Source organism: Paenibacillus sp. FSL R7-0210 (assembly GCF_038009085.1).
Classification (GTDB): domain Bacteria; phylum Bacillota; class Bacilli; order Paenibacillales; family Paenibacillaceae; genus Paenibacillus_AQ; species Paenibacillus_AQ silagei.
Map to the genome: position 1 here is coordinate 661,517 of NZ_JBBPAR010000001.1, position 12,221 is coordinate 673,737.

At 53.9% G+C, this 12,221-nt stretch carries 14 protein-coding genes; all 14 read left to right on the forward strand.

Features of this window, described 5'->3' with window-relative positions:
- Positions 1-106 precede the first annotated feature (106 nt).
- The 14 genes from rpsU (at position 107) to MKY64_RS02940 (ending at position 12,204) form a co-directional block, all read left to right on the forward strand.
- Positions 107-280 (forward strand): 30S ribosomal protein S21, encoded by a 174-nt coding sequence (rpsU, locus tag MKY64_RS02875; protein ID WP_005547957.1) that lies wholly within the window; start codon positions 107-109, stop codon positions 278-280.
- Positions 281-295: 15 nt separating this feature from the next.
- Complete coding sequence (locus MKY64_RS02880; RefSeq protein WP_036724349.1) at positions 296-739, forward strand: GatB/YqeY domain-containing protein; 444 nt, start codon at positions 296-298, stop codon at positions 737-739.
- 201 nt (positions 740-940) lie between these two features.
- The gene (locus MKY64_RS02885; protein WP_340958001.1) at positions 941-2,278 is read left to right on the forward strand and encodes an NfeD family protein; all 1,338 of its coding nucleotides are present in this window, start codon (positions 941-943) and stop codon (positions 2,276-2,278) included.
- Positions 2,279-2,314: 36 nt separating this feature from the next.
- Entirely contained in the window at positions 2,315-3,316 is a 1,002-nt protein-coding gene (floA, locus tag MKY64_RS02890) for a flotillin-like protein FloA (protein WP_209872081.1), read from the forward strand.
- 16 nt (positions 3,317-3,332) lie between these two features.
- Positions 3,333-3,929 (forward strand): hypothetical protein, encoded by a 597-nt coding sequence (locus tag MKY64_RS02895; RefSeq protein ID WP_340950817.1) that lies wholly within the window; start codon positions 3,333-3,335, stop codon positions 3,927-3,929.
- A 181-nt stretch (positions 3,930-4,110) separates the two neighbouring features.
- Positions 4,111-4,404, forward strand: coding sequence for a sporulation protein YqfC (gene yqfC / locus MKY64_RS02900; RefSeq protein WP_209872075.1), 294 nt, complete (start codon positions 4,111-4,113; stop codon positions 4,402-4,404).
- Entirely contained in the window at positions 4,401-5,582 is a 1,182-nt protein-coding gene (gene yqfD / locus MKY64_RS02905) for a sporulation protein YqfD (RefSeq protein WP_036724344.1), read from the forward strand. Before yqfC ends, yqfD begins: the two co-directional genes overlap by 4 nt.
- Before the next feature lie 15 nt (positions 5,583-5,597).
- Positions 5,598-6,569, forward strand: a complete 972-nt coding sequence (locus MKY64_RS02910; protein WP_036690294.1) for a PhoH family protein — start codon at positions 5,598-5,600, stop codon at positions 6,567-6,569.
- A 17-nt stretch (positions 6,570-6,586) separates the two neighbouring features.
- A complete protein-coding gene (locus MKY64_RS02915) occupies positions 6,587-8,866 on the forward strand; it encodes an HD family phosphohydrolase (RefSeq protein ID WP_339250261.1) in 2,280 nt (759 codons plus the stop codon).
- Positions 8,838-9,338, forward strand: a complete 501-nt coding sequence (gene ybeY, locus MKY64_RS02920) for an rRNA maturation RNase YbeY (protein WP_339250260.1) — start codon at positions 8,838-8,840, stop codon at positions 9,336-9,338. The genes MKY64_RS02915 and ybeY overlap by 29 nt, the downstream gene beginning before the upstream one ends.
- Positions 9,338-9,733, forward strand: coding sequence for a diacylglycerol kinase family protein (locus MKY64_RS02925; protein WP_036724339.1), 396 nt, complete (start codon positions 9,338-9,340; stop codon positions 9,731-9,733). The genes ybeY and MKY64_RS02925 overlap by 1 nt, the downstream gene beginning before the upstream one ends.
- Positions 9,734-9,977: 244 nt before the next feature.
- On the forward strand, positions 9,978-10,397 hold the full coding sequence (locus MKY64_RS02930; protein ID WP_076075831.1) for a cytidine deaminase: 420 nt from the start codon (positions 9,978-9,980) through the stop codon (positions 10,395-10,397).
- A 662-nt stretch (positions 10,398-11,059) separates the two neighbouring features.
- Positions 11,060-11,950 (forward strand): GTPase Era, encoded by an 891-nt coding sequence (era, locus tag MKY64_RS02935; RefSeq protein WP_036724337.1) that lies wholly within the window; start codon positions 11,060-11,062, stop codon positions 11,948-11,950.
- A 110-nt stretch (positions 11,951-12,060) separates the two neighbouring features.
- Positions 12,061-12,204 carry a YqzL family protein gene (locus MKY64_RS02940; RefSeq protein ID WP_076075837.1) on the forward strand — a complete coding sequence of 48 codons (144 nt, stop codon included), beginning with the start codon at positions 12,061-12,063 and terminating at the stop codon, positions 12,202-12,204.
- Positions 12,205-12,221 lie beyond the last annotated feature (17 nt).

Below are 12,221 nucleotides of genomic sequence, written 5' to 3' on the forward strand. Positions count from 1 at the left end.
AGAATAACGCGAAGGTTGACACCTTATTTAGGTTTGACCTATAATGAAAGGTGATGAACCGTGTTGTTATGCTCTTGGACGGTCTGGTCGGAGGGAGGGAAAACTGGTGTCTGAAACGAAAGTTCGCAAAAACGAGACAATTGATGCTGCACTTCGTCGCTTTAAACGTTCCATTGCTAAGGATGGTGTCTTGGCTGAGGTGAAGAAACGCAAGCATTATGAGAAGCCAAGCGTAAAGCGCAAGAAGAAGTCTGAGGCTGCTCGTAAGAGAAAGTTTTAGGAGGATTACCCACGCATGAATCTTAGCGAACGATTAAACGAAGATATGAAGCAAGCGATGAAGAGTAAGGACAAGTTCACACTCTCCACCATTCGAATGGTTCGTTCTACAATAAAGTATCTTGAAATAGATTTGAAGAGAACATTAGACGACAACGAAGTGCTTGATATCCTTAGTCGTGAGATCAAACAGCGCAAAGATGCCCTCCAAGAATTTGAAGCAGCGGGTCGCGATGAGCTTGCCGCGAGTACTAAGGCAGAAATCGAGATTATCATTAAATATCTTCCCGAGCAGCTTACCGAAGAAGAAATTAAAGTAATTGTACAACAGACCATCCAGGAAACCGGTGCTTCTTCGAAAAGTGAAATGGGTAAGGTGATGAGCGCACTGATGCCTAAGGTCAAAGGTCGCGCCGATGGTAAACTTGTGAACCAGGCGGTTCAACAATTTCTGCAATAATATAACGCTAGCACCCCTTTTATAAGGGGTGTTTTTCATTGTGTGGAGCTTTTTGGATAGAACTGCGTATAAGGTATACTAAGAATTATATGCAGACTTACATAAAATGATAAGTTGAGAATGCAAATGGTTCACGTACAAAAGGGGGGCGCAGGCTTGAATAAGTTACGCACCATCATATTTTCCTGTATCGCGGCCTTAATGGTTCTTCTGTTCCTGCCATTGGCGGGGACGGTTCAGGCGGATAATGAAGCGGTCCGCGCACCGGGAGCAGCCTCAGGTACAGTGGTCAACGGACCCGTCTTCATTATTCCGGTGGATCAGGAGATTGAGCGGGGTCTGCAGAGCTTTCTGGAACGGGGCTTTCAGGAAGCGGCAAATTACGGCGCAGTTCTGATTGTTCTGGAGATCGATACACCTGGAGGACGGGTGGATTCCGCCGAACGAATCGGCACGCTGGTCAGAGACAGCAAGATTCCGGTAGTAGCCTATATCAAAGGCAATGCCGCTTCCGCAGGCAGCTACATCGCGCTGAGCGCGGACGCCATTATCATGAAGCCGGGCAGCATGATCGGAGCCGCTTCGCTGGTGGACATGAACGGGAAGAGCGTGGAAGACGCCAAGATGGTATCCTATTGGAAATCCAAAATGATCGGGGCTGCCTCGCTGAACGGGCGTGATCCTGAAGTGGCGGCCGGCATGATGGATGTCCATCTGGTAGTTAACCGCCCGGAGCTGGGCGTGAACAAGCAAGCGGGCGAGATTATCGCTCTGAGCAGCAATGAAGCACTTCAGGCTGGTTACGCCGACCGGATTGCTGGAACAGAGCAGGAGGCGATTACCTGGCTGGGCTACTCGACAGACGACATTTTTCGCGTTGAGCATACCGGTGCGGAGAAAATGTCGCAATTTCTGACTCATCCGGTAGTCATGACGATTCTGCTCTTTGTGGGCATCGCTGGTGTGTTCATCGAGCTGCTGGTGCCCGGCTTTGGGGTGCCCGGAATTGTCGGTACGCTGGCATTTGCCCTCTACTTCTTCGGCAACTATGTGGCCGGCTTCGCCGGGGCGGAGACGCTGCTGCTGTTCATTCTGGGACTGGTGATGCTGATTCTGGAGCTGTTCGTGCCGAGCTTCGGTATTCTGGGAATCCTCGGGTCCATCAGTCTGGTAGCGGGTGTTGTAAGGGCTGCTTACAGCTTTACACATGCCCTGTTTAGCCTTGGTATTGCTTTTTCGGCGGCGGCTGTGGTTATTGTGATTGTAGCCGTAGTCTTCAAGGAGCGGGGCATCTGGAACCGGTTCATCCTTCAGGATAGCCTTACCAGAGAGAAGGGATTCGTGCCTGTCCCGGAGAAGCTGCGTCTGATCGGGGCCTCCGGCATCAGTGTTACCCCGCTGCGTCCGGCCGGAACCGCCACCATTGGCGGCGAACGGATAGATGTGGTGACAGAAGGCGGGTTCATCGAGGCGCAGACGGCCGTGTCCGTGGTGAAGGTTGAGGGCGGCCGTGTGGTAGTGAAGGAAGCTGCGAAATAATTTTTGTCTATCAAAATATCGGAGGTAGGTAAGCGTATGTTAGAAGCATCAATGATTACTTTTTTGCTGATCGCGGTAGCCGTGATTATTGTACTAAGCGTCTTCTTCAGCTTCTTCCCGGTAATGCTGTGGGTATCTGCCTGGGCCTCCGGGGTCAAAATCAGCATTATCACGCTGGTAGCGATGCGTCTGCGCCGGGTAACACCGAGCCGGATTGTCAATCCGCTGATTAAGGCGACCAAGGCCGGGCTGGGGCTGAATATCAATCAGCTGGAGAGCCATTATCTGGCCGGAGGGAACGTGGACCGGGTAGTGAACGCGCTGATTGCCGCCCAGAGAGCGGATATTCCGCTGGAATTCACACGTGCCGCTGCCATCGATCTGGCCGGACGCGATGTGCTTCTGGCGGTTCAGATGAGCGTTAACCCGCGTGTCATTGAGACGCCGATTGTTGCGGCTGTAGCCAAGAACGGGATTGAAGTCAAGGTCAAGGCACGGGTAACGGTGCGGGCCAATATCGACCGGCTGGTCGGGGGTGCGGGCGAAGAGACGATTATTGCCCGTGTCGGCGAGGGGATTGTAACCACAGTCGGCTCCAGTAATTCGCATAAGGATGTGCTTGAGAATCCGGATTCCATCTCCCGGACCGTATTATCCAAGGGCCTGGACTCAGGGACTGCTTTTGAAATTCTGTCCATTGATATTGCGGATGTGGATGTAGGCAAGAACATTGGTGCGTACCTGCAGACCGAGCAGGCGGAAGCGGATAAGCGCATCGCCCAGGCGAAGGCTGAAGAACGCCGGGCCATGGCGGTTGCCCATGAGCAGGAGATGAAGGCCCGCGTGGTTGAGATGAAGGCGCTGGTCGTTGAATCTGAATCCCAGGTTCCGCTGGCGATGGCCGAAGCCCTGCGCTCCGGCAAGCTTGGTGTGATGGATTATATGAATCTTAAAAATATCGAGGCAGATACGCAGATGCGCGGTTCCCTCGGCAAACTAAACGATGGGGACGACAGCAGCCGTCCGCCCCACAAATAAAGGGATGTGAGCTCCCATGAGCGGCGTGATCTATTTCCTGGTGCTGGCGGCCATAGCGATCATCACCAATCTGAACAAACAGAAGGGCAAAGACAAACAGGCCCCGCGCGGGGGGATGCCTACCTTTGGCGGCGGGGGAGGAGATATCGCCAATCCGCTGCCCCGCCGCCGGAAGGCCGGACGCGTTGAACAGCAGGGCAGCGGATTTCCGGCGCCTGCCGGGACAAGGACGGCCCCAAACCAGCCTGCTCCGCCGCCGGATGCTCAGGAGGCCCCGTCTTCGCCAGCATGGGCTGAGGCTGGGCAGCCGGCTCCCGGTGATGAGACAGGCGAAGGTGTGTCTCTGGAACAGGCCGATGACCTGGACAGCGTGGAGGCCCGCACAGAACGCATGCAGCAAGAGCTGGAGAAGCTGAAGGCTGCCTTCGACGGAATGGCGGCTGCGGTCCCGTCTGCGGGCTCCGACGCAGGCGGGGAGGACGCAGATGCAGCATCGCCGGCATATGCTGTCCATCCGCTCACAGGCGACCCTGACGCGCTGCGCAGCGGTCTGGTATGGGCGGAGGTGCTGGGTCCGCCCCGCGCCCGCCAGCCGCATTCCACGCGGCGCTAAGACCTTGCCTCCGCCTCCCGAGCAACATGTAATACTGCAAAAAAGCCTGAATCCATTCCTTAACCGGAAGGAATTCAGGCTTTTTTGCCGTTTTCCCTGGCAGAAGGGTGTGAGTTCTTCTCATAAACAGCCGCCCCGCCGCATAAGGTGTACAGAAGGCAGGAAGGGGGAGCGTCTACTTATGACCCGTATCGGCCGCAGGCTGCGGGGATGGACAAACGGGATACTGGATCTTCCGCAGGATGTGCTGCAGGAGATGCCCCGGATCACCCTGATCGGCAATAAGGAGCTGTATATTGAGAACCACCGCGGCGTGCTGCACTTCTCTTCGGAGCAGCTCAGGCTGGCATTAACCCAAGGGGTGCTGGAGATTTCCGGTGAAGGACTGGTCATCCGCAATATTCTGGGCCAGGAGCTTGCCGTCATTGGAGTAATCGGTGAAATCAGATATAAGGAAAGTGGGGAGAATCCATGAAAGAACCGCCTCTGTCATCACTGCGGGGGTTCGTTACACTGCATGTGAGCGGACCGCAGGTGGAGAAATTCATTAATGCTGTAACTGGAGCGGGCATCATCATCTGGGATGTGAGGCCTGCCGGGGACGGCGCTTCTTTGAATCTGCTGCTGGATGACTTTTTCCGGCTTCGCCCGCTCCTCAAAAAGACAGGCTGCCGTATGCATGTTACAGCCAGGCACGGACTTCCGTTTCGCCTCGCGCGCTTGTGGAGACGGAAGTTTTTTGCCGCAGGTATGCTGATCTTCGGTGTAGGCCTGCTGCTGCTCTCCTCGATGATCTGGAGCGTCAAGGTTGAAGGGAATACCCGCATTCCGACTGAGGACATCCTGGAAGCCGCACGCAAGGAGGGCGTCTATCCGTTTCAGTGGATTTGGCGCATGCAGGAGTCGGACGAGCTGTCCCGGGAGCTGACCACCCTGGTTCCGGGCTTAACTTGGGCCGGGTTCCACCGGAACGGGACGAGCATTACTATACAGGTGGTCGAAGCTGACCGCCCGGATAACAAACCGCTGCTCAGCCAGCGCCATCTCATCAGCCGGACCGATGCGGTGGTGACCGAAATCTATGCGGAGCAGGGCAGACCGGTGGTCAGCCGGAATTCGCGGGTTAAAAAAGGGGACATCCTCATCTCCGGTGCGCTGGGTGACGAGGAGAATACAGAGTTCGTTGTCGCCAAAGGCATGGTTAAAGGCCTTGTATGGCATGAATATAATCTGGAGGTACCGCTCAAAAGAACGGGCAGTGCATATACAGGAGAACGCAAGGACCGCACCTATCTCGTTCTTGGCAAATGGGCGATTCAGCTGTGGGGCTACGGGGACTCCGGGTTTGCGAAGTCACGTACACTTTCAGAGCCGGACATGCTGTCGTGGCGCTCTTTTCAGCTGCCGCTGGGCCTGATGACCGAGAAGGAACTGGAGATTAAATACACCACTGAAGCGCTTACTTCGGAGGCCGCGCGTGCAGAAGGGCTGACGCGGGCCAAGAGCGATATTTTCGCGCGTTACGGCGCTGACAGCGTCATTAAAAGTCAAAAAATTTTGCATGAGAAGAAAGAGAATGGTAAAGTTTATATGAAAGTGCTGTTTGAGGTGGAAGAGAGAATCGCGGAAGAGCTTCCGATAGTAAACAATTGAGGAGAATGAGGCTACTTGTCAGAACAGACTGCAAGCATTCAAATATCTTTGCACAATGCGGGAGAAGCGCAATCCCTGTTCGGCCCGCAGGATGGATTCCTGAAAATCATCGAGAAAGAAATTCCGGCAGTTATTAATTCACGCGAGGCCGAAATTACGATTCGCGGTACGGAGCGGGAAGTGGACATGCTGGGCCAGCTCTTCAACGTGCTGCTGTCACTCGTACGCGGGGGTTATATATTGAGCGAACGCGATGTGCAGTACGCCGTGGAGCTGGCGAAGGATTTCCGTGCCGACCAGCTGCTGGACCTGTTCAAGGGCGAGATCACGACAACATTCCGCGGCAAGCCGATCCGTGTCAAAACGATTGGCCAGAAGCATTATGTGAGCACCATCAAAAAGCGCGATATCGTCTTCGGCATCGGCCCGGCGGGCACCGGCAAGACCTATCTGGCTGTGGTCCTCGCGGTGACGGCGCTGAAGGAAGGCTCGGTCAAACGGATCGTGCTTACGCGTCCGGCTGTAGAGGCCGGGGAGAACCTGGGCTTCCTCCCGGGAGATTTGCAGGAAAAGGTAGATCCGTATCTGCGGCCGCTCTACGACGCCTTGTACGACGTTATGGGGCCTGATCAGGTGGCGAAGGCGCTGGAGCGCGGGCTGATCGAGATTGCACCGCTTGCCTATATGCGCGGACGTACGCTGGAGGATGCTTTTATCATCCTTGATGAAGCGCAGAATACCACACCCGAACAAATGAAAATGTTCCTCACCCGTCTGGGCTTCGGCTCCAAGATGGTCATCACGGGCGATGTGACCCAGATCGATTTGCCGCGCGGCAAGAAGTCAGGGCTGATCGAAGCCAAAACGATTCTTTCCGGTATTGAGGAGCTTGGCTTTGTCTACTTCGCTGAGCAGGACGTTGTCCGTCATTCCCTTGTGCAGAAAATTATCGTTGCCTATGACCGCTCTGCCGAAAACCTCCAATAAAAAAGGGGATTGTCTTCATGGCCTCAAAGCAACCATCGAAATTAAGCGGATTTGTATACAGCAGCAGCGGATGGAAGTATAGCGCGGTGTCGCGCTATGCTCTTTTCCTGTTACTCGCGGTTGTTTTCTACCTCAGCCTGTCCTCTGATCTGCTGCCCAAAAGGTATGATATCAAAGAGGGAACCCGCAGTGCCAAGGAGATTACAGCGCCCAAGCAAATCCTGGACACCAACGCCAAGCTCAAGGCCCAGGAGACTGCTGCAGAGAATGTGACCAACCGTTATGCCATTATTCCTATCCGGGCGGAGAATCTAGTAACTCTGCTGCTGGACCGGATCGGCGGGCTGAATCAGGATGATACGATTTCACAGAGTGAGAAGACTGAGATTTACCGGGAAGAGATTCCGCGGCGGGCCAATGATTTTATCCTTAATTTTGTGGCTGCCAGCCAAAAGGCGGGGACTTACTCCGAGCATCTGCTGAATGAAATGCAGTCCGTCATTAAGGATCAGGCCTACGTCATTCCGGAAGAGACCTATATCAAGATCCCGCGCCTGACTTCACAGGATATCATCGAAATGAAGCCGGTGGCCCGGGATATTGTCACGAAGCTGATGAATGACCAGATTACCGACGCCCAGAGCGCGCGCGCCAAAGTGGCCGAGCAGGTCAGTGTCAGTTCACTGGGCCAGCGGACCGCCCGCGAGGTGGTGCAGGAGCTGGTACGGCTGGTGATCACCGCCAACAAATTCTATGACGAGGATGCGACCAAAGAAGCGAAGGTGCAGGCCCGTCAGAATACACCGGATGTATTCATCGAGCAGGGGGATGTGCTGGTCGCCAAGAATCAGGAGATTACCCCTGAGCTGTATAAGCTGCTGGATGAGAACGGGCTGCTCAGCAAAGAGATTAATTACTGGCCGCAGCTCGGCTTGCTGCTGCTCTCTGCACTGCTGTCCTTTGGCCTGATGACCTTCATCCGCTACAATGGCGGAGCCTCAGGCTTCAAATACAATAACTCCCAGCTGCTTATGCTGGTGCTGGTCTTTATCATTACCATCGTTATGATGAAGCTGACGGCCTTCCTGCAAACGGATGTGCGGACATATATAGGCTATCTGGCACCTGTGGCTCTCGGCGCGATGCTGATCTCCATGCTGCTGGACATGACCTTAGCTTATTTCTGTTCCATTCTGTTCAGCATTCTGGCCAGTATCCTGCTGAATGTCCAGCAGAATACGATATTTGATTTCACCTTCGGCTTCTTTGCTCTAATCGTAAGTTATGTTGCCATCTTCTCGACGCACCGCGCCGGACAGCGCTCAACGCTGCTGAAGGGTGGTATTATGGTGTCTCTGCTCGGCTGCCTGACCGTAGCCATACTGACCATGCTGAGCGGCGGCGTATGGAACGAGACGAATACGTTATATGCTCTGGGCTTCTCCTTTGCCGGGGGGCTGCTTACTGCAGTGCTGGTCATCGGATTGATGCCGTTCTTCGAGGTAACGTTCGGCATTCTGTCGGCCCTGAAGCTCGTAGAGCTGTCTAACCCGAACCATCCGCTGCTGCGCAAGCTGCTTACTGAGACGCCGGGAACTTATCACCACAGCGTAATGGTAGGCAATCTGTCAGAGGCTGCGGCCGAAGCGATTGGTGCGGACGGCCTGCTGTGCCGGGTAGGCTCATATTATCATGACATCGGCAAGACGAAGCGCCCGTTCTATTTCATAGAGAACCAGAACAATATGGAGAATCCGCATGATACGATTGAGCCGAAGCTGAGCAAGTCGATCATTGTGGCCCACGCCCGGGACGGGGTGGAGATGCAGAAGGAGTACAAGCTGCCGAAGCCGATCCGCGATATTGCCGAGCAGCATCATGGCACGACGTTCCTGCATTATTTTTATCATAAGGCATTGAAGCTTGCAGAGGACAAGGGTGTAGAGCCGGACTTCACGGAGGAGGATTTCCGTTATCCCGGCCCGAAGGCGCAGTCGAAGGAATCCGCAGTTGTCGGGATCGCCGACAGTGTGGAGGCTGCAGTCCGTTCGCTCCGCAAGCCAACCGTGGTGCAGGTCGAGACCATGATTGAGAAAATTATCAAAAGCCGGCTGGATGACCATCAGTTCGATGAATGCGACCTGACGCTCAAGGAGCTGGATATTATTTCGCGGACACTGAAAGAGACGGTAATGGGCATATTCCATTCCCGGATTGAATACCCCGAGGATGTGCGCAAGCCCAAAAAAGAGGAAGGGGCCATCAAAAATGAGCCTGAGCGTCGTTTGGAACAATGAACAGGATGAACATGAAATTAACGGCGATCTGATCGAACTGCTGGAGAGGCTTCTGCAGACAGCAGGGGAAGCAGAAGGGATTGACTCGGGGGAAGTAGATCTGACCTTCGTCAATAACGAACGCATTCATGAGCTGAATCTCGAGTACCGCGGCATTGACCGTCCGACCGATGTGCTCTCCTTCGCGATGAATGAAGCCGGAGAAGATGAGCTGGAGATCCGGTACGGCCTGGCAGATGAGGACGATGAGCTGGAGGAAATACCGAATGTGCTTGGGGATATTATCATCTCGGTTACCCGGGCGCAGGAGCAGGCTGAGGAATACGGCCATTCGCTGGAGCGGGAGCTGGGCTTCCTGTTCGTGCACGGGTTCCTGCATTTGCTGGGCTACGATCATCAGGAGCCGGAGGCTGAGGCCGAAATGATGTCCAAGCAGGAGCAGGCTCTGGCTCAGGTCGGGTTGACACGCTAATGGTCAAGAATACGGCGGTGGGCCACAAAAAATTCTGGCACTCCTTTCGCTTCGCCGCACACGGCATTGCGGCAGCATTCCGGTCGGAGCTGAACATGAAGGTGCATAGCGGCCTTGCGGTTATCGTTGTGATTGCCGCAGCTGTTTTCAGGCTTCCTTTGTCAAGCTGGATGCTGCTGCTGCTGGCCATTACGCTGGTGCTGACAGCCGAGCTGCTGAACACGGCGATTGAAGCAACGATTGATCTGGTTTCGCCTGAGGTTCACCCCTTGGCCAAGAAGGCCAAAGATACCGCCGCAGGCGCCGTGCTGCTTACGGCGGTGTTTGCCGTGATTGCCGGAATCTATGTTTTTTATCATCCCGTGATGGACTGGATCACAGGTATTATGTCATAATCAGTTTACAACTTCAGCTGGTGGAAGAGGCGGACCCGCTTTGCGCGCTCCGTCATCTTTAATTAGGATAATATTTTCGGGCCGTGCTCCCAAAACTAAGGTTATGCTTACGAAGCGAGTTTTATTTCGAAGAAGATTCGATGAAGAGAGTGCTCATTAAAACTAGGCTTATGCTTACGAAGCGAGTTTTGTACGAAGACTAATCGAAGAAGCGTATGCTTACAAAACTTTTAGGAGGACAATTATGGATTATGCGCTACTTCTTCAGGAAGCGATCAAGGCAAGAGCCAATGCATATATACCGTATTCCCGCTTCGGGGTAGGGGCAGCCCTTCTGGATCAGGACGGCAAGGTCCACCACGGCTGCAACATCGAGAATGCCGCTTACGGTCCCACCAACTGCGGCGAGCGGACGGCCATGTTCCGCGCCATTGCGGACGGCCATAAGCCCGGTACCTTCAAAGCTATCGCAGTCGTGGCCGACACAGACGGCCCCGTATCGCCTTGCGGCGTCTGCCGCCAGGTGATGGTCGAGCTATGCGGCCCCGATATGCCAGTCATTCTCGGCAACCTGAAGGGCGATATTATGGAGACTACGGTCCGTGACCTGCTCCCCGGCGCCTTCGGTCCTGCGGATCTTACGCAGGGGCAGGCTCCGGAGTAAACGGCAAGCTTGTAAAGACGGTTGCTGTACGGTAGCAGGATCGTAAATGCATACCGTATGAGCCGGCTTTAAGTGTATATGGTACAACTATATTTCCGTGAGGATAGGTGAAATAAGGTTTAAGTGTAAAATGTACAACTAAATTCACGGTATATTGCCAAAAGTGACTTTGCTGAGGAAAATAGATGTACAAATTACATCTAAACTGCAAAAACCTCTGATTTTGAGCAGAATAAGTGTACAAAATACAACTAAAAAATGTTATCGGGTGTATAGTTACCAAGGCCGTTCGATTTTTTGGTTCAAAGTAACCAGTTTCTTACTGCGCCGCAGTCAAGCGTGTTCCCGCAGGGAACGAAAAGCGCTCGTGCTCCACAGCTCCCTGTCCCGCGCCGCATGCTGGTCACCGCGAATCAACCGCGCCGCAGTCAAGCGTGTTCCCGCAGGGAACGAACAGCGCTCATACTTCCAAAGTCTCTTACCGCGCCAAGTGCTGCGCCCACGCCAGTTCCGGGTGTCCAGAGGGCCGGGGCCCTTGGGGTCCCCTTTGGCGAAGGGGGATTTAGGGGGATCGAAACGCTTTTAAGGGTGAACGCTTTTAAGGGTGAACGCTTTTGACCGAAACGCTTTTGACCAAGTTGTAAGATAAATAGGAGGATCATATGAAATTCAAATCAGGGTTTGTCGCCATTATCGGCAGACCAAACGTAGGCAAATCAACACTCATGAACCAGGTAATCGGCCAGAAGATTGCCATTATGTCGGACAAGCCGCAGACCACCCGCAACAAAATTCACGGAGTATACACGGCAAATAACTCACAGATCGTATTCCTGGACACACCGGGTATCCATAAAAGACAATCCAAGCTGGGTGATTACATGAATCAGACGGCGATGAGCACTCTGCATGAAGTGGAAGCGGTATTGTTCCTCGTGGATGCCTCTGAGGGTATGGGCGGCGGCGACCGTTTTATCGCGGAACAGCTTGGCAGCATTAAGACCCCGGTCATTCTGGTCATGAACAAGATTGACAAGATTGAGCCGGAAGCGCTGCTGCCGATGATTACGGAATACAACAAGCTGCATGAGTTCGCCGAAATCGTACCAATTTCTGCCAAGATGGGCAATAACGTCAACACGCTGCTGGAGCAGGTGCAGAAATACCTGCCGGAAGGCCCGCAGTATTACCCGGACGACCAGATTACCGATCACCCCGAGCAGTTCGTCTGCGCGGAGCTGATCCGCGAGAAGATTCTGCATCTGACCCGTGAAGAGGTGCCGCATTCCATCGCAGTGGCGATTGAGGATATGAGCGTGGAACCGAATGGGGTTGTGCATATTTCGGCGGTTATCTTTGTTGAGCGCGATTCCCAGAAGGGGATCATTATCGGTAAGCAGGGAGCGCTGCTGAAGGAAGTCGGACGCCGGGCGCGGACGGATATTGAGAACCTGCTGGGCTCGAAGATTTTCCTGGAATTATGGGTGAAGGTGAAAAAAGACTGGCGTAACCAGGACCGCGTCCTGCGGGATTTGGGCTTCCATAAAGAATGATCACCTCTCACGCCGCCTCAACATGGCAGGAATTGCACGGATAGATCCTGGGGCATCGCACATCCTACATCTGAAGAGACATCGTGTTTCCGAAGAAAGGATGAATACGAATGCGGAATTTTTCGTGGAAGTATTTTGCAATGACTGGAGATCTCGATGCGTATTTGCTGTACAGGGAAGCTGGGGATTCGCCCGAGGGCAGCGGACCGCTGCCGGCGGAGGAAGAGATGGCCATCGATGAAGAAGCACAATAAGGACTGGTTGCTTGCCG

What these genes read in the sequence shown, in the direction of transcription:
- MKY64_RS02880 (WP_036724349.1), top strand. Translation starts at nt 296, where the DNA reads ATGAATCTTAGCGAACGATTAAACGAAGATATGAAGCAAGCGATGAAG.
- MKY64_RS02885 (WP_340958001.1), top strand. Translation starts at nt 941, where the DNA reads ATGGTTCTTCTGTTCCTGCCATTGGCGGGGACGGTTCAGGCGGATAAT.
- floA (WP_209872081.1), top strand. Translation starts at nt 2,315, where the DNA reads ATGTTAGAAGCATCAATGATTACTTTTTTGCTGATCGCGGTAGCCGTG.
- MKY64_RS02895 (WP_340950817.1), top strand. Translation starts at nt 3,333, where the DNA reads ATGAGCGGCGTGATCTATTTCCTGGTGCTGGCGGCCATAGCGATCATC.
- yqfC (WP_209872075.1), top strand. Translation starts at nt 4,111, where the DNA reads ATGACCCGTATCGGCCGCAGGCTGCGGGGATGGACAAACGGGATACTG.
- yqfD (WP_036724344.1), top strand. Translation starts at nt 4,401, where the DNA reads ATGAAAGAACCGCCTCTGTCATCACTGCGGGGGTTCGTTACACTGCAT.
- MKY64_RS02915 (WP_339250261.1), top strand. Translation starts at nt 6,587, where the DNA reads ATGGCCTCAAAGCAACCATCGAAATTAAGCGGATTTGTATACAGCAGC.
- ybeY (WP_339250260.1), top strand. Translation starts at nt 8,838, where the DNA reads ATGAGCCTGAGCGTCGTTTGGAACAATGAACAGGATGAACATGAAATT.
- MKY64_RS02925 (WP_036724339.1), top strand. Translation starts at nt 9,338, where the DNA reads ATGGTCAAGAATACGGCGGTGGGCCACAAAAAATTCTGGCACTCCTTT.
- MKY64_RS02930 (WP_076075831.1), top strand. Translation starts at nt 9,978, where the DNA reads ATGGATTATGCGCTACTTCTTCAGGAAGCGATCAAGGCAAGAGCCAAT.
- era (WP_036724337.1), top strand. Translation starts at nt 11,060, where the DNA reads ATGAAATTCAAATCAGGGTTTGTCGCCATTATCGGCAGACCAAACGTA.
- MKY64_RS02940 (WP_076075837.1), top strand. Translation starts at nt 12,061, where the DNA reads ATGCGGAATTTTTCGTGGAAGTATTTTGCAATGACTGGAGATCTCGAT.